At 51.5% G+C, this 15611-nt stretch carries 17 protein-coding genes; 11 read left to right on the plus strand and 6 right to left on the minus strand.

Annotation, left to right across the window (positions count from 1 at the left end; translation table 11 throughout):
• Nucleotides 1-58: 58 nt before the first annotated feature.
• From O59_RS02820 to O59_RS02830, 3 genes are all read left to right on the plus strand, one after another.
• Nucleotides 59-661, plus strand: coding sequence for an XTP/dITP diphosphatase (locus O59_RS02820; protein WP_007639301.1), 603 nt, complete (start codon nucleotides 59-61; stop codon nucleotides 659-661).
• Nucleotides 661-1869 carry a radical SAM family heme chaperone HemW gene (hemW, locus tag O59_RS02825; RefSeq protein ID WP_007639302.1) on the plus strand — a complete coding sequence of 403 codons (1209 nt, stop codon included), beginning with the start codon at nucleotides 661-663 and terminating at the stop codon, nucleotides 1867-1869. Before O59_RS02820 ends, hemW begins: the two co-directional genes overlap by 1 nt.
• Nucleotides 1870-2030: 161 nt before the next feature.
• Nucleotides 2031-2444, plus strand: a complete 414-nt coding sequence (locus O59_RS02830; RefSeq protein ID WP_007639303.1) for a Dabb family protein — start codon at nucleotides 2031-2033, stop codon at nucleotides 2442-2444.
• 93 nt (nucleotides 2445-2537) lie between these two features.
• On the opposite strand, the gene O59_RS02835 is transcribed toward O59_RS02830, so the two are convergent.
• A complete protein-coding gene (locus O59_RS02835; protein WP_007639305.1) occupies nucleotides 2538-3308 on the minus strand; it encodes an exodeoxyribonuclease III in 771 nt (256 codons plus the stop codon).
• Between the two features lie 212 nt (nucleotides 3309-3520).
• Between O59_RS02835 and pyrE the strand changes: the two genes are divergently transcribed.
• Together pyrE and O59_RS02845 are read left to right on the plus strand one after the other, a co-directional pair.
• Nucleotides 3521-4171 (plus strand): orotate phosphoribosyltransferase, encoded by a 651-nt coding sequence (gene pyrE / locus O59_RS02840; RefSeq protein WP_007639306.1) that lies wholly within the window; start codon nucleotides 3521-3523, stop codon nucleotides 4169-4171.
• A gap of 45 nt (nucleotides 4172-4216) precedes the next feature.
• Complete coding sequence (locus O59_RS02845) at nucleotides 4217-4819, plus strand: hypothetical protein (protein ID WP_007639308.1); 603 nt, start codon at nucleotides 4217-4219, stop codon at nucleotides 4817-4819.
• Nucleotides 4820-4871: 52 nt separating this feature from the next.
• Here O59_RS02845 and slmA read toward each other — a convergent pair whose 3' ends face one another.
• The 4 genes from slmA to coaBC form a co-directional block, all read right to left on the minus strand.
• Nucleotides 4872-5486 carry a nucleoid occlusion factor SlmA gene (gene slmA, locus O59_RS02850; protein ID WP_007639312.1) on the minus strand — a complete coding sequence of 205 codons (615 nt, stop codon included), beginning with the start codon at nucleotides 5484-5486 and terminating at the stop codon, nucleotides 4872-4874.
• Between the two features lie 57 nt (nucleotides 5487-5543).
• A complete protein-coding gene (gene argB, locus O59_RS02855; RefSeq protein ID WP_007639314.1) occupies nucleotides 5544-6449 on the minus strand; it encodes an acetylglutamate kinase in 906 nt (301 codons plus the stop codon).
• 64 nt (nucleotides 6450-6513) lie between these two features.
• Nucleotides 6514-9024, minus strand: a complete 2511-nt coding sequence (locus O59_RS02860; protein WP_007639316.1) for a phosphomannomutase/phosphoglucomutase — start codon at nucleotides 9022-9024, stop codon at nucleotides 6514-6516.
• Between the two features lie 29 nt (nucleotides 9025-9053).
• Entirely contained in the window at nucleotides 9054-10262 is a 1209-nt protein-coding gene (gene coaBC, locus O59_RS02865; protein WP_007639318.1) for a bifunctional phosphopantothenoylcysteine decarboxylase/phosphopantothenate--cysteine ligase CoaBC, read from the minus strand.
• Between the two features lie 247 nt (nucleotides 10263-10509).
• On the opposite strand from coaBC, the gene radC reads away from it, so the two are divergent.
• From radC to O59_RS02895, 6 genes are all read left to right on the plus strand, one after another.
• Entirely contained in the window at nucleotides 10510-11184 is a 675-nt protein-coding gene (gene radC / locus O59_RS02870) for a DNA repair protein RadC (protein ID WP_007639319.1), read from the plus strand.
• Between the two features lie 292 nt (nucleotides 11185-11476).
• Nucleotides 11477-11713, plus strand: coding sequence for a 50S ribosomal protein L28 (gene rpmB / locus O59_RS02875; RefSeq protein WP_007639320.1), 237 nt, complete (start codon nucleotides 11477-11479; stop codon nucleotides 11711-11713).
• 15 nt (nucleotides 11714-11728) lie between these two features.
• On the plus strand, nucleotides 11729-11884 hold the full coding sequence (rpmG, locus tag O59_RS02880) for a 50S ribosomal protein L33 (protein ID WP_007639321.1): 156 nt from the start codon (nucleotides 11729-11731) through the stop codon (nucleotides 11882-11884).
• Between the two features lie 235 nt (nucleotides 11885-12119).
• Nucleotides 12120-13526 (plus strand): HDOD domain-containing protein, encoded by a 1407-nt coding sequence (locus O59_RS20855; protein ID WP_007639323.1) that lies wholly within the window; start codon nucleotides 12120-12122, stop codon nucleotides 13524-13526.
• 45 nt (nucleotides 13527-13571) lie between these two features.
• Nucleotides 13572-14384, plus strand: a complete 813-nt coding sequence (gene mutM / locus O59_RS02890; RefSeq protein WP_007639324.1) for a bifunctional DNA-formamidopyrimidine glycosylase/DNA-(apurinic or apyrimidinic site) lyase — start codon at nucleotides 13572-13574, stop codon at nucleotides 14382-14384.
• 81 nt (nucleotides 14385-14465) lie between these two features.
• Entirely contained in the window at nucleotides 14466-14978 is a 513-nt protein-coding gene (locus tag O59_RS02895; RefSeq protein WP_007639325.1) for a hypothetical protein, read from the plus strand.
• A gap of 7 nt (nucleotides 14979-14985) precedes the next feature.
• Here O59_RS02895 and coaD read toward each other — a convergent pair whose 3' ends face one another.
• Entirely contained in the window at nucleotides 14986-15465 is a 480-nt protein-coding gene (gene coaD / locus O59_RS02900) for a pantetheine-phosphate adenylyltransferase (RefSeq protein WP_007639327.1), read from the minus strand.
• Nucleotides 15466-15611: the final 146 nt, after the last annotated feature.

A 15611-nucleotide genomic window follows, 5' to 3' on the forward strand; every position in this document is an offset into this window, starting at 1 on the left:
GACAAAGGCGCCTGCGGGCGCCTTTTGTTTCTAATGATGATTCTCAGGAAAAAATGCAATGCAAAAAATAGTATTGGCCAGTGGCAATGCAGGTAAATTGCGTGAGTTCCAGCAGTTACTCAATGGCTGCGGTTTTGAGGTGGTACCGCAATCTGATTTTTTTAGTGAAAACGCGGAAGAAACCGGTTTAACTTTTGTTGAAAATGCGATTATCAAAGCGCGTTATGCCTGCGCCAAAACCGGCTTGCCAGCCATTGCTGATGACTCGGGTATTGAAGTTGATGCGCTTAATGGTCGCCCCGGCATTTATTCCGCGCGCTATGCGGGTGAAGCTGCAAAAGACGCAGACAACAATGCAAAACTTTTGCAGGAATTAAATGGCGTTGCTACAGAAAAACGCACGGCGCGCTACCATGCGGTGCTGGCGTTTATGCGCCATGCAGAAGATCCAACGCCGATTTTATGTCACGGCGTGTGGGAGGGCGTGATTCTTACTGAACCGCGCGGCGACGGTGGTTTTGGTTATGATCCGTTATTTTTTGTGCCCAGCCACAATTGTGCATCGGCTGAATTGGATAAAGCCGAAAAAAATCGCATCAGTCATCGCGGTAAAGCCATGCAGGAAATGTTACAAAAATTATCTGCACTGAAGAGCCAATAATGTCACTGATACTGCCGTCGCTATCACTACAATTACCACCACTAGCGCTCTATGTCCACGTGCCCTGGTGCATTCGCAAATGCCCTTATTGCGATTTTAATTCACATCAAGCCAACAATGATATTCCTGAAGCAGAATATGTAAATGCACTGCGTTTGGATTTACAACAGGATCAAGTGCTCGCGCAAGGTCGCAAACTCACCAGCATTTTTTTTGGCGGCGGTACACCCAGTATGTTGTCGGCGCAGGCGATTGGGCAGATATTAAAAGATGCAGAAACAATTATCGGTTTTGAACCTGATATAGAAATTACCCTCGAAGCAAACCCCGGTACGTTTGAGCAGGAAAAATTTTCCGGTTTTCGCGCGGCAGGGGTGAATCGTTTATCCATCGGCATTCAAAGTTTTAATGATCAACAATTAAAATTGCTCGGCCGTGTACATGGTCGTGAAGAAGCACTGCGCGCTGTAGGTGTTGCACGCACTGCCGGGTTCGACAATATCAATCTGGATTTAATGCACGGTTTACCGGAACAATCCGTTGCTGCTGCCAAGGCGGATTTGCAACAGGCGATTGACTTGGCGCCGGAGCATCTCTCCTGGTATCAACTCACCATCGAACAAAACACCGCCTTTTATTCCGCACCGCCGGTATTGCCGGAAGAGGAAATCCTCGCCGATATTCAGGATGCAGGGGTGGAATTATTAGCTGCGGCTGGCTACGCGCAATATGAAATTTCTGCTTATGCGCGCGCTAAAAAATACGCACGCCACAATCTCAATTACTGGGAGTTTGGCGATTATCTAGGAATAGGGGCGGGCGCTCACGGCAAAATTACTTTACCTGCCGAAGATAAAATTCTGCGCTTATGGAAAACCCGCTTACCCAAACATTATTTGGATGCGGTCACTTCCCAAAAAATCTCCACCAATCTTGGCGGTCATCAAAATACATTTGGCGGCGGCAGCGATTTGTTGCTGCCTGCAGCGCTACCGCTGGAATTTATGATGAATGCACTGCGCTTGCACGGGGGAGTGCCAGTAAATTATTTCACTGAGCGCACCGGCCTTGATTGGCAACAACTTGAGCCCCAGTGGCACACATTAACGCAACAAGGTTTGGTAGAAATTGCACAAGGCTGCGCGCGCCCAACCGCTTTAGGGCGTCGCTTTTTAAATCGGGTATTGCAAACTTTTATCAGTGAATAAACACAGCCGCTCGCACCTGTGCGGGTTTGGTAAGCTGTGTTGTGGTGCTGATTGGGTAATCTTGCGTAAATAACTTTGCGTCAAAGGGGGATTCGCGGCAACTTTACTGCTCTATCAAAACACATTCGTTAATGACAATGAATCGATAAAAAGGAGCGACTATGACAACTACACGCCGTGATTTTCTTACCACCAGTGCTATCGCCGGTGCCGCGTTGGTGGCGGGCGATGCACTCGCCAAACCTGTAGCCGGAGCCAATGCTATGCCGAAATTGTTGCACCATGTTTTTTTCTGGTTGAAAAATCCGGATTCAAAAGAAGATCTGGAAAAATTAATAGCTGGGGTGAAATCACTTGCGGCGATTGAAACCGTGCGCAGCATCCACGTGGGTGTGCCTGCCTCTACGGAAAAGCGTGACGTGGTGGATAACTCCTACCATGTTTCCGAATTGCTCGGTTTTGATGATGTGGCGGGGCAGGATATTTATCAGGTTCATCCACTGCATCAAAAGTTTATCGATGAGCATAAACACCTGTGGAGCAAAGTTGTGGTGTACGACGCACTTGCGGTTTAAACCATTTTTGCCAAATGGCAGATAATAAAAAAGCCCGCTTCGGATTACCGCAGCGGGCTTTTTTACATTTTACGGTATTTAATTGGGTGCGATTTACAGCTCTATGTCGTAATCGATAATTACCGGCATATGGCTGGAGAACTGCTGGGTTTTATAAATTGCCGCATACTCCACTTTGCCGCCGAGACTGTTGGACACCACTTGAAAATCGGTGCGCCAACCGTCGCCATCATCTTTTAAACCATTCGGCCACCAGCTGTATTCATCGCTGTCTTTGTTGACCTTGCGGAAGGCATCGACGTAACCAATTTGGTTAAACAGTTGGCTCAACCATTGACGCTCGTGGGGTAAAAACCCGGAGTTGTGTTGGTTTTCCGCGCTGTTACTCACATCTTTGGGCGTGTGGGCCATTTGCCAGTTGCCGCAGAAAATATATTCACGGCGTTTGCGGGTAATTTTGTCCAGATGGGCCTGGAAGTCGTCAAAAAATTTGATTTTGACTTCTTGCGATTCCAATTCCGAGCTGGCGCTTGGCGCGAGCAGTGAGCCAATGCTCAACTGCTCAAAATCGACTTGTAAATAGCGGCCTTCCATATCCACGCCCGACGCAAAACCTAACCCGTAAATTAGTGCTTTGGGTTGCATACGCGAATAAATAGCGACACCGTTGTAGTGTTTGGTACCTGAATCGAAAAAATAGGCGTGGTAGCCCTTGAGTTGGAACTCGGGTTTTTCCAGTTCACGCTCAAGCGCGCGAAGATCTTGTAGACAGATGAAATCTGCATCCTGATTCGCGAGCCAAGTGTATAGGCCGCGTTGCGCCGCCTGAAAAATGCCATCGACGCTAAGACTGATAACTCTCATGTTAGCCCCTTGATTACGGACTGTGTATCATACCCGAGCTTGGTGTGATTGTGTTACCGCTACGGTTGGGTTTTTTGTGGTAGGTGTTACTATTTTTCACATCCTTACATTTGGCTCGGCGGGTTGATCCAAATGCGGGTCTCACTCATGGTTGAGACCTCGTTGTATTTATTTTTGTCACCTCAAACTTAGTTCATAGTCGGATACTTTGCATGGAAAAATACCAATTTGACTTCATTCAGCTGGCAGTCAAACATCAAGCCCTATGCTTTGGTGAGTTTTTGCTCAAGTCCGGGCGCACCAGCCCTTACTTCTTTAATGCCGGCCGCTTTCAAACCGGTCAGGCACTGGCTGAGTTGGGACGTTACTATGCGGCGGCGATCACGGCATCTGGCGTGGAATTCGATATAGTCTTTGGCCCGGCTTATAAAGGCATCCCTCTGGCAGCCACCACCGCGATTGCCTTGGCTGACCAGCACGGACGCGACTTGCCCTACTGCTATAACCGCAAAGAAGCCAAAGATCACGGCGAAGGCGGCACCTTGGTAGGAGCGCCGCTGCAGGGAAAAGTTCTGATTGTGGACGATGTAATTACCGCAGGCACCGCGGTGCGCGAGGTGATGACTATTATTAATGGGGCCGGTGCCAAACCAGCGGCCGTATTGATTGGTTTGAACCGTCAGGAAAAAGGCCAGGGTGAGTTATCGGCCATTCAGGAAGTGGAACAGACCTTTGGGATTCCGGTCATTAGCATTATCAATTTGAATCACATCATCGATTATCTGCAAGGTCAGGCAGGGCAAGAGGCGATGGTGGAAAAAATTAAAACTTATCGTGCAACCTACGGTGTGGATCTGGCGTGATCTACCATTCTGTTGTCGATAACGCTAACGAGGTGATGAATCCAGATGCGTAAACTGTTGGTGGTGTTTGCTATTGGAGTGATGTTTGCGCAGGGTGTTGCGGCACAGGCTAACAAATCAGCCAAGGTAATCTATCGCTACAAAAACAGCGAAGGTGTCACCGTGATGGACAGTAATATTCCCGCTGAGTTTGTCAGTAAGGGTTATGAAGTTGTCAGTATTAGCGGCAAGGTGATTGAAGTGGTGCCGCCCGCTCCCGAGGGCGATGCTGCCAAGCGTGCGCTGCACGAAAAGCAATTGCGCGAACAGCGCGAGCGCGAGGATATACAGTTGCGCCGCAGCTATAGCAATGTCGGTGATATAGATGCTGCCAAGCAGCGTAACCTTGAGAGTTTGCGCGGCAATATCAGCATTCTGGAAGCCAATTTACACTCAGCTAATAAACGCTTGCAGGATTATCAATCGCAAGCGGCAGCGGTTGAGCGCAGCGGCCGTCAACTACCGGAAGACCTGCTTAAAAGCATTAACAATCTCACCCAGGAAGAAAAGGATATTCAGTTGCAAATCCAGCAGCGCGAGCAGGAATACAGTGAGATGTCTAAAAAGTTTGATGAAGATCGCAAACGGTTTATTGAAATTACCCAATAAGTATTTTGCATCTTCATCTAGTAGTAATTAAAACCGGCAATTGCCGGTTTTTTTACGCCTGTACTGCACTGGACACTAAAAATCCCTGGGCGATTAATTGCCACTGTTCTTGCCAGTGCTCGGTAGGGCGGCGTCGAAAACCGGTGCGTACAAATTCGGCGATTCGGCCATCCACCAAGGCGATTAATAAGTTGGCCGCAGCGGCGATGGGCAATTGGGGATGCACGCCCTCACGCAATTCTGCTTCGCGCAAAATTTGTTTGAGTTGGGTTTCGATGCGATCAAAAAATTGTTCGATGCGTGTGCGCAGTCGCTCGGTTTCACCGGTGAGAGCATCGCCGGTGAGCAAGCGTGTTAAGCCCGGATTGCGCTCGGCAAAATTAAGTAGCAGGGAAAGAATCTTTTCGCAGCGTTTAAGGGTGGATTTTTCATCTGCCAAGATTAGCGTAATACGCGAAAAAATCGTCTCTTCAATAAATTCAATTAAACCCTCAAACATTTTGGATTTGCTGGGAAAGTGGCGATAGAGCGCCGCTTCCGACACGCCGACTTCTTTCGCCAGTGCCGCCGTGGTAATGCGCTCGCCGGGGCTGGCTTCCAGCATCCGCGCCAGACATTCCAATATTTGCTGACGGCGCGGTGTTGTTGTGTTTGGGGTTTTAATCATAGAGCCTCCATTCATCGCAGGCTGCACCTGCTTTTGCCAATGCAGCCTGCCATTTCATTACGCTTTGGCTTTATTGGTAATTAGTGTACCCACACCGGCGTCGGTGAAAATTTCCAACAGCACGGCGTGATTGACGCGACCATCCACAATGTGGGCGCTGGTGACACCACCTTTTACGGCATCCAGTGCGCAGGCGATTTTTGGCAGCATGCCACCGTAGATCGTGCCGTCGGCAATTAAGCCGTCTACTTGTTCAGTGCTCAAGCCGGTTAATACATTGCCTTGTTTGTCTTGCAGGCCAGACACGTTGGTGAGTAGCATTAATTTTTCGGCGCGCAAAAATTCTGCGATTTTTCCCGCGACCAAATCGGCGTTGATATTGTAGGAAGCACCGTCTTCGCCCACACCAATGGGTGCAATCACCGGAATAAAATCGCTGTTGATCAGCATATCAATGACCGAGGTATTGACATGCTCCACTTCACCTACGTGACCTATATCCAAAATTTCCGGCGCTAACATTTCCGGTGTTTTATGGGTAACGGTGAGTTTTTTTGCGCGAATTAATTTGCCATCTTTACCGGTCAAACCAATCGCCTGGCCGCCATTGCGATTGATCAAGCTGACGATTTGTTTATTGACTGTACCGCCCAATACCATTTCGACTACATCCATCGTCGCGCTGTCGGTCACGCGCATACCATTGATGAATTCCGATTTAATATTGAGTTTTTCCAACAGGCTGCCAATTTGTGGCCCGCCGCCGTGAACCACTACCGGGTTCATACCCACCAGTTTCATCAATACTATGTCGCGCGCAAAACTGTTTTGCAGCTCTTCGCCTTCCATCGCATTGCCACCAAATTTCACCACCACCGTTTTGCCGGTAAAACGTTGGATGTAGGGCAGGGCTTCGGTTAATACGTTGGCGATATTCATTGCCGATTCGCGGTTTAAAGACATAACTCAAATATCCTGTAAATAATAAAAAGTCGTTGATGAAAAGTGTTTGATAACCGCTAATAATTCAAAAATCGATGTGCAGATTGGCATCAACTTTAATTAATTCGCGTTTGAAAATCTGTTGTATTTTTTCCAGTGCTTCGGGTGATTCCGCTTCAAAGCGCAGGGTGAGTGCGGGTGAGGTATTTGACGCGCGCACCAAGCCCCAACCCTTGGTGTAATCCACGCGTAAACCATCGATAGTGGTGAGTGCACCATTGGCAAAATCGCCGGTTTCGGCGAGTTTTTTAATCAAGCCAAATTTGTCCTGATCACTGATGTTGATCTTGATTTCCGGTGTTGCATGCAACTGCGGGAAACCGGCAAAAATGTCATCGATGTTTTGATCGCGCAGGGTAATAATTTCCAACAGACGGGCCATGGCGTAGATACCGTCGTCGAAGCCGTACCAGCGATCCTTGATAAAAATATGGCCGGAATATTCGCCGCCGATAAGCGCTTGCGTCTCTTCCATTTTCGCTTTCATCGGTGAGTGACCCGTTTTCCACATGATCGGCCGGCCGCCATAACTGCTGATTACCTGGTTCAACTGGCGTGAGCATTTTACGTCGAACAGTACATCGGCGCCGGGGTTGCGCGCGAGAATATCTTTGGCAAATAACATCAATAAACGGTCGGGCCAAATAATATCGCCCTTGGGAGTGACCACCACCAAGCGGTCGCCATCACCGTCGAAAGCGACACCAATATCGGCCTTGACCTCTTTGACTTTGGCGATCAGTGCTTGCAAGTTTTCTTCGATGGTTGGATCGGGATTGTGATTGGGGAATTCGCCATCCAGATCGCAAAAAAGCGATGTGACATCACAGCCCAATTCTTCAAATAATTGCGGTGCGACCAAACCGGGCACCGCATTGCCGGCGTCCACCACGATGCTGATATTTCCCGCCAGCGCCACGTCGGAAAAAATGCGTTCGATATAGTCGGGTATAATTGCGCGCGGAGTCTCCTCACCCAAGCCTTGATGGAAGCGCTGCGCGATAATACGCGAGCGCAATTCCACTACCGCGTCATCGGCCAGCGCGCGATTGTTGATCACCACTTTAAAACCGTTGTATTCCTTGGGGTTGTGGCTGGCGGTCACCATCACACCGCTGTGGGTATCGTCAAAATGAAAGGTGGCGAAGTACATGAGCGGCGTCGGGACCACGCCCACATTAATTACATTACAGCCGGTGCGCAAAATACCTTTAATCAACGCCTGGGTGAGTGCTTCGCTGTGAGTGCGACCGTCGCGTGCGACCACAATGCTGTGTTCACCCTGATCGATTGCTTCGCTTCCCACTGCCTGGCCGATTAGCTGTGCCAGCTGCGGCGTAATTTGGCTGTTTACCAAACCGCGAATGTCATAAGAGCGGAAGATCTCCAGAGGCACATCACTCTCGGTGAGGCTGCTGCGTTTGGCACTGCTGGCTTTTTTGCCCGAGTTTTCGCTCAGCCCGAGGATATCCTCATCTTCATCGATAACCGCAATATCCAGAATGTCCTGGGTTTGGAACAGTGGATTGATAAGGTTTTCTTCGTCCACAGAATCTTTACTGGCTTTCACTGTGTCTTGCAGGCTAGGTGTTGGGCTATCTGTATCTTTAAATGTGGCGCGAGTAATCACTTTGCTGAGGAACCAGCAGAGCGCCAAACTGGCGGCGGCGATCAGGCTGACAACCAGCAGCCAGAGTGTTGGCATTTCTTCGGCGGTGTTTTTAAGTTGTTCAGAAGGGGTAAATTGCACCACAAGGTGGCTTTGGTCGATATTGGCGCTCGCTTTGGCTCCCGCGTTGCCGCTGCCGGATTTGCGAATGGTCTGCACCGGGCTGCCGCTGAACTGTTGTAACAATATTGTCTCGCCCACACTTTGGTTCCCACCGGCTGACAGTTCCACCAGTTGGCTGGCATCAGTGGTGATGAGGAGCGTACCCAAGGGGGCGGACTCAGGGTTGGCTGCCAGCGGTTTTACCCATTGCAGCATCCAGCGGTTATCCAGTTCGATCAATTCAGGCAGGGCGGGTTTGCGCTGCTCGGCACGCTGGATCAAGTCCAATTCCAGATAGCGCACCGGGAATTCAGCCTCTCGATCAAGGGCCGCTGTTCCCGTCGGGGTCAGGCGGATATGCAGGATCCCCGGGTTGTCGGCCGCCAGGCGCTGCGTTAATTGTTGGCGCGTTTCATCGCTATTGTCCGGGTTGCTGCTATCCAGCGCTGCCAGCCAGGCCGGGTTATTGGCCAGCAATTCAACCGCATTGGCCTGCTCGCGCAAATGGTTTTCAAGCGCACTTTTGCGCTCATTGACCGTTTCCTGGGTAAGCCGTTGCAGGTTTTCGTGATTTTTTACCACTACCAGCTGCTGGTGCAGGAAATAGGCAGCCAACAAATTAACCACTAGCGCAATTCCCAGCAGGGTGAGGAGGATTTTTTGCTGCACCGCTGCTTTGCGTTTGGCTTGCTCCAGTGCACGTTGGGCGCTGCGTGATAGGGGCGCCGTACCTGTTGCTTTTATAGTGATATCCCGTGGTTTCACGTAGTTACCTTTTGCTAATTCAGTCGTCGTTATTGTGTAGGTGCTGTCACTTTGCGTGCGATCAGTGCAATCAATTCCCGTGCCAGCTGCTGTTTGCTGCGCTGGCTCAGTTCGTGGTTTGAGTGTTCATCAATCACCGTTACGGCATTCTCATCACTATTAAAGCCAATGCGGCTGTCGCTGATATTGTTGGCAATCACCAGATCCAGCTTTTTGTGCACCAGCTTCGCCCGGCCATAGTCCAGCAGGTTTTCACTCTCGGCGGCAAAACCGACGGTAAAAGGGCGCTTGGGCAGAGCGGCAACGCTGGCGACTATGTCCGGATTTTTGACCAGGGTCAGGGTGATGCTTTCATCAGCACCTTTTTTAAGCTTTTGGGGCGCAACCTGCGCGGGGCGATAATCGGCCACGGCGGCAGCGGCGATAAACACATCGCAGCTGTCGGCAGCGGCCATGCTGGCGTCGAACATTTGCTGCGCGCTGGTGACATCAATGCGCTGCACCCGCGGCGGTGTTTTCAGCTGGGTCGGGCCGCTAATGAGAATCGTCTTGGCGCCCGCTTCTGCAGCAGCCTCGGCGAGGGCATAACCCATTTTGCCGGAGCTGTGATTGCTCAGGTAGCGCACTGGGTCAATCGCTTCGCGGGTGGGGCCAGCGGTAATCACAAGCGTTTTGCCCGCGAGGCTACCGGTCGCAAACAGGCTGGCGGTGGCATCGACCAACTGTAAAGGTTCCAGCATCCGCCCGGGACCGATATCGCCACAGGCCTGACCGCCGTCGGCGGGGCCAAAAATATGAATTTTGCGCTCGATTAGCAAATCCAGATTGGCTTGTGTCGCCTGATTGCGCCACATCCCCTGGTTCATCGCCGGCGCCAGCGCAATAGGGGCGGCGGTCGCGAGGCAAATGCTGGTGAGCAAATCATTACCCATGCCTTGGGTCAGGCGTGCCATAAAATCGGCGCTGGCGGGGGCGATCAATACTAAATCCGCCCAGCGCGCCAGCTGGATATGGCCCATGCCCGCTTCCGCTTCGGGGTCGAGCAATTGGGTATGTACCGGGTTCCCCGATAGCGCTTGCAGGGTCAGCGGCGTAATAAATTCCTGCGCCGCCGGCGTCATCACCACTTGCACGCTGGCACCCGCATCTTGCAGGCGGCGCACCAGATCGGCACTTTTATAGGCCGCAATACCGCCGGTGACACCGAGGAGAATCTGTTTATTGGTAAGGGATGACATAGGTACCCACAAAGCTCTGGCGCTACACGCACGGGTGAATAAACAAGCAGCTAGTGCAAACCTTAGCTTGCATTGACGTAATTGGCCACTTACGGCGCTGACCGCGCAGGGCTTGACGAAAGCTGGCTAAGATACCATTCTTGCCAGCGTTTTCGTATCCGCTGGCGCGTCTATCTGCGCCAGTGAGCAACAGTTGCTACTACAAGGAATCGCGCTTTTTAATGGCGCTTATATAAAGGAGACGATTATGTCCATCGCCCATTGGCCCGCCGCTGAGCGTCCACGCGAAAAACTACTCACCCTCGGCCCGCGAGCCCTGTCCGATGCCGAATTGCTCGCCATTTTCCTGCGCGTTGGCTGCGTGGGGAAATCAGCGGTGGATCTGGCGCGGGAACTATTGCAACAATATGGTGGCCTGCGCCCGCTACTGGAGGCATCACAACGCGACTTCTGCAAAGGCTTGGGGCTGGGTGACGCAAAATATGCCCAATTGCAGGCCGTATTGGAAATGGGGCGGCGGCACCTGTCAGCCTCGATGAAGTCCGGCGATATGCTCAATAGCCCTGAACTGGTGCGGCGCTATCTTAGCGCCCAGTTGCGCCATCAACCCCGCGAAGTGTTTGCGGTGTTGTTTCTGGATAACCAAAATCGCCTGATTGTTTATGAAGAGCTGTTTTTCGGCACTATCGATGGCGCCTCAGTCTACCCGCGCGAAGTGGTTCGTCGCGCCTTGGCGCACAACGCTGCCGCGGTCATTCTGGCGCATAATCATCCCAGTGGTGTGGCCGAGCCCAGTCAAGCGGACCAGCGCATTACCCAGCGGTTGATGGCGGCGCTCGATCTGATCGATGTGCGGGTGCTGGATCACATGGTAGTGGGCGATAGCGAAGTGGTGTCGTTTGCCGAGCGAGGCATACTGTAAAGCGCAGAGGATTAGATTTTTTGGTCAAAAAAACAGCTTTTCATTGCTATTGAAGGGCTGTTTTGGTATAAAACGCGGCTCTTTGCGGCAGGGTTGTGAAGGCGTATAAAAGAGCGCCACTTTCGCGCAAGTTTCCCCCTATGAAATTTGCTGCGCCGACCCCGTTTTCAAGCCGCGTTTAGGAAAGAATAGGCTGCTTACAACAATGCTCTAGGCTGGTTGTTAGTCTGTTTTACGGTTCTAGCACAGCGCTTCCAGCTTAGCGCGCTGATTTATTTAATGAGGCACTAAAATGTCCAAGGTATGTCAAGTTACTGGTAAACGTCCCATTACCGGCAACAATGTTTCCCACGCAAAAAACCACACCAAGCGTCGTTTTTTGCCAAACCTGCAATCCCACCGTTTTTGGGTAGAAGCTGAGAAGCGTTTCGTAACTCTGCGCCTGACTCCAAAAGGTATGCGTATCATCGACAAGCGTGGCATTGACGCTGTGTTGGCTGATGTTCGTGCCAACGGCCACAAAGTGTAATTAGGAGCTATTGTCATGCGCGAAAAAATTCGTCTGAACTCTTCTGCTGGTACTGGTCACTTCTACACCACTGACAAGAACAAGCGCACCATGCCAGAAAAGATGGAAATCAAAAAGTTTGACCCAGTAGTGCGTAAGCACGTGGTCTACAAAGAAGGCAAAATCAAGTAATTACTTGATCTGCTTTAAAAACCCGGCCCTGGTTAACCAGCGCCGGGTTTTTTATTGCCTGTGTACCTGCTCCAGCTTTCCCCCAGCCTTTTCCGACGCTACTTAGGCGCCAATTTGCGCCGCTGCATACACCCAAAAAAGAAATTCGCGCCAAGGTCGGCGTAAATCCGGCGCTGAACTACACTCAAGACAGAATAAAAAAACCTATTTCAGTGACGAGTTCCCGGTGCCAACTATGATCAACCCCCAGGGTTTACAGGAGTGGATGGACACACTCGCGGAGCAGGAGTTACCCACCTTGAATGCGGTGGTGCGGGAAATTTGCGAGCTGAGTGAAAACGAAAAGTGTCGCGCAGAGGATCTCACCAAAATCATCCTGCGCGATGCGGACTTAACCTCCAAAGTGTTAAAAATCGCCAATTCTGTGCATTATAATCCGGCATTTGCATCGATTAAGACGGTATCGCGCGCGATAGTGCACTTGGGTTTTGACAACCTGCGTAATATCACACTCGCTACTACCCTGATCGAGAACTTTTTGCAGGGCAAACCCAAAGCGCTCTTGATCCAAAGTCTCGCACGCTCCTTCCACGCCGCAGTGCAAGCCAAGGCGATGGTGCCGTTTTTGGATGGCGATAAAAAAGAACAGATATTTATCGCGGCGCTGTTGCGCAATATCAGCGAGTTGGCGCTTATATCGACTGGCTTGCCGGTGGTGGCGGAGTTTATCGAGGCGCGCGACCGCGAACCGCAGGCGGAGCACAGCCTTGCCCTGGAGTATTTGGGGGTGGATACCAGCCTGCTCTCCCGCCATTTGATCAAAGACTGGACCCTGGGCGATTTGCTGAGCGAGGCCTGCGAGAATCATGTGCATTCCAGCGCCGCGGCACGCGCCGTGAATCTGGGCAACCAGATTGCGACCTATATCCAGCGCGGGATTAAAAGCCCCGAAATGCATAAGCTCTGCCAGCAGACGGCCAGCCTCTGTAAGTTGCCACTGGAAGACGCCCAGCAGCAGATTCTATTGATGGCAGATGAGGCGTCGGTAATCGCCAAGATTTACGGCGTGGATATGCTCATCAGCGCCTTACCTGACCCCGATGATATAGATGCCAAAGAGCAGCCCTCCAGCGATGTGGCTGACTACCTGTTCCAGCAGCGCTTGAACCAGATCCACAAAGCGATGATGGCTGGTGACAGCTTGCCCAAAGTGACTCAATTGTCGCTCGCGGCCCTGCATGAGGGCGCGGCTATAGCGCGGGTCGCCATTTTGTTTGTCGATCATAAAACCAAACAACTGGACGTGCGTTACGTGGCGGGCAAGGGAACGCACCTGTGGCGGCAGCAGGTCAAAATCAACTTGGAACAATTGCACAAAGGTGAATTACTGCATGAGTTTTTGCGCCAGCAGGAACCTTATTGGTATCAACCCAAGGTGGCGTTAAAAGACATGGGGGCGTTACAAGTGATGGGAGCTACTGGTGGTTTATTTCTGGCGCCCTTGCAGCTCAATAAACGGCTCCTGGCTATCGCTTATGCCGATGGTGAACGCAGTGGTTTGAACGCACGCCAATTTGAGGAATTCCAGCTGATCGCCAATCAATTAAACCTGATGATGCGTTTGAATGCGGGTACCCAGTGAGCGCCGCTGGCATAATAGCGGCGTCTACCGCTCACAGGATTACCTATGCCCGAGTTGCCCGAAGTTGAAACTACCCTGCGCGGTATTGCGCCCCACGTCGTCGGCCGTAAAACCACGGCATTGATTGTGCGCCAGCCGCGCCTGCGCTGGCCTATCCCCACCGACTTGCAGGAGCGGGTTGTCGGCCATTCACTGCGCGGTGCTTACCGGCGCGGCAAATATCTATTGCTGGATTTCGGTCACGGCCATGCGTTGATCCACTTGGGTATGTCCGGCAGCCTGCGTATTGTGCAAGCCGACGAGCCGCCGCTGTTTCACGATCATGTTGACCTGATCTTCGGTAAACAGGCGCTGCGTTATTGCGATCCGCGCCGTTTCGGTTGCTGGTTATGGGTGGAGGGCGACCCCAAAACTCACAAGCTATTGGCCGATTTAGGGCCGGAGCCGCTTACCGATACATTCACTGCAGACTATTTATACGAGCGCAGCCGCAAGCGCAGCCAGGCGGTGAAACAGTTCATCATGGACAGCAAAATCGTGGTGGGGGTGGGGAACATCTACGCCAATGAATCGCTATTTATGGCGGGCATCAAACCGATTCGCAAAGCGAGCGCACTGACGCGTAAGGATTGTGAGCAACTGGTGCGCGATATTAAATTTGTACTGCAACGCTCCATTGATCAGGGCGGCACGACATTGCGCGATTTTGTCGGTGGTGATGGCAAACCGGGGTACTTCAAGCAGCAACTACTGGTCTACGGGCGCGGTAATCAGCCCTGTATGACCTGTAAAAAACCGCTCAAAGAGGTGCGCATGAGTGATCGCACCACGGTGTATTGCGTGGCGTGCCAGAAATAGGCTGACGTTATCTGGTGTAATGGTGTGCCGTGGGTAGAGACGTAGAATCAGCGATATCGATCAATCATAAGGAGATAGGTTATGCCCCATTCAGATACAAAAGCGAGAACCCTGCGCAAGGCGCGGATGAAGAGTCAATTCGGGTTGGATAAACCCAGGCAGGCTGCTTTGCGCAACCCTCGCAATACGCGCAGTAAAGCCAAAGTATTGCGGGAGTTTGAGAGTGGGGAGTATTTCATTCAGCCTGCCGCTCCCTCTTATCTATTCAAAGGTACGCGTCCGGGATGGCAGAATGCGGACGATGTTTGGAATAAATGGGGCGGCCGAGGAAAAGTCGCCTGTGTGAAATGTGGCAAAGCGGCAGACAGTATTGATCACCGCAAAAATTGGACGAGCCACGTGCTCGATCAATGTGACTGGATAAGTGTCAGGGCTGCTAATGGCTATTGGGAAGGGCTGCGTAAAAGCGATGTGATTGAGGCATACAACGATTTTAGCAACCTACAGCCCATGTGTACTTCCTGCAACAGCACCAAAAATGGGCCTAAAAACATTGATCGCCTTAAGCCGGTATTCGTCCGTAATGGCGGATGAGAATTGATCAGCGACCAAATTTTTGCTTGAGTGCCGCTTCTACGGGAGCGGCGACAAACTTGCTGACATCACCGCCCAAAATGGCGATTTCCCGCACGATTGACGAAGATATATAAGAAAGGTGTTCCGCCGGGGTGAGAAAGATACTCTCCATGGTTGGCGCCAGTGCGCGGTTCATATTGGCCAGCTGAAACTCGTATTCAAAATCCGATACCGCACGCAACCCCCGCAATACCGCCTGCGCATTCTGCTGGCGCACAAACTCCACCAACAAAATATCAAACCCCACGACGGTCACATTGGTTAAGTGGCTGAGCGTTTGCTGCGCGAGTGCTACACGCTCGTCCAGACTGAACAGCGGGTTTTTACGATTGCTCGCTGCGACGGCGACTATCACTTTGTCGAACAGGCGACAGGCGCGCTCCACTAAATCGATGTGGCCGTTGGTGATGGGGTCAAAAGTGCCCGGATAGACCACTGTGCGCATAGGGATAGTTCCAGAGAAGACGCCGGCTGGCGGGGCCGGCATGGTACAAAATTCGTAATGAACTGACCAGCAAACTGTAAATCACCAATTTGTCTATAGGCGCTCCACAAACCTGGGTTAGCCTCTACTAGACTGAACAGAGGTTT

Origin of the sequence: Cellvibrio sp. BR, from assembly GCF_000263355.1 — a bacterium.
Classification (GTDB): Bacteria; Pseudomonadota; Gammaproteobacteria; order Pseudomonadales; family Cellvibrionaceae; genus Cellvibrio.

What these genes read in the sequence shown, in the direction of transcription:
- O59_RS02820 (WP_007639301.1), top strand. Translation starts at nt 59, where the DNA reads ATGCAAAAAATAGTATTGGCCAGTGGCAATGCAGGTAAATTGCGTGAG.
- hemW (WP_007639302.1), top strand. Translation starts at nt 661, where the DNA reads ATGTCACTGATACTGCCGTCGCTATCACTACAATTACCACCACTAGCG.
- O59_RS02830 (WP_007639303.1), top strand. Translation starts at nt 2,031, where the DNA reads ATGACAACTACACGCCGTGATTTTCTTACCACCAGTGCTATCGCCGGT.
- O59_RS02835 (WP_007639305.1), bottom strand. Translation starts at nt 3,308, where the DNA reads ATGAGAGTTATCAGTCTTAGCGTCGATGGCATTTTTCAGGCGGCGCAA.
- pyrE (WP_007639306.1), top strand. Translation starts at nt 3,521, where the DNA reads ATGGAAAAATACCAATTTGACTTCATTCAGCTGGCAGTCAAACATCAA.
- O59_RS02845 (WP_007639308.1), top strand. Translation starts at nt 4,217, where the DNA reads ATGCGTAAACTGTTGGTGGTGTTTGCTATTGGAGTGATGTTTGCGCAG.
- slmA (WP_007639312.1), bottom strand. Translation starts at nt 5,486, where the DNA reads ATGATTAAAACCCCAAACACAACAACACCGCGCCGTCAGCAAATATTG.
- argB (WP_007639314.1), bottom strand. Translation starts at nt 6,449, where the DNA reads ATGTCTTTAAACCGCGAATCGGCAATGAATATCGCCAACGTATTAACC.
- coaBC (WP_007639318.1), bottom strand. Translation starts at nt 10,262, where the DNA reads ATGTCATCCCTTACCAATAAACAGATTCTCCTCGGTGTCACCGGCGGT.
- radC (WP_007639319.1), top strand. Translation starts at nt 10,510, where the DNA reads ATGTCCATCGCCCATTGGCCCGCCGCTGAGCGTCCACGCGAAAAACTA.
- rpmB (WP_007639320.1), top strand. Translation starts at nt 11,477, where the DNA reads ATGTCCAAGGTATGTCAAGTTACTGGTAAACGTCCCATTACCGGCAAC.
- rpmG (WP_007639321.1), top strand. Translation starts at nt 11,729, where the DNA reads ATGCGCGAAAAAATTCGTCTGAACTCTTCTGCTGGTACTGGTCACTTC.
- O59_RS20855 (WP_007639323.1), top strand. Translation starts at nt 12,120, where the DNA reads ATGATCAACCCCCAGGGTTTACAGGAGTGGATGGACACACTCGCGGAG.
- mutM (WP_007639324.1), top strand. Translation starts at nt 13,572, where the DNA reads ATGCCCGAGTTGCCCGAAGTTGAAACTACCCTGCGCGGTATTGCGCCC.
- O59_RS02895 (WP_007639325.1), top strand. Translation starts at nt 14,466, where the DNA reads ATGCCCCATTCAGATACAAAAGCGAGAACCCTGCGCAAGGCGCGGATG.
- coaD (WP_007639327.1), bottom strand. Translation starts at nt 15,465, where the DNA reads ATGCGCACAGTGGTCTATCCGGGCACTTTTGACCCCATCACCAACGGC.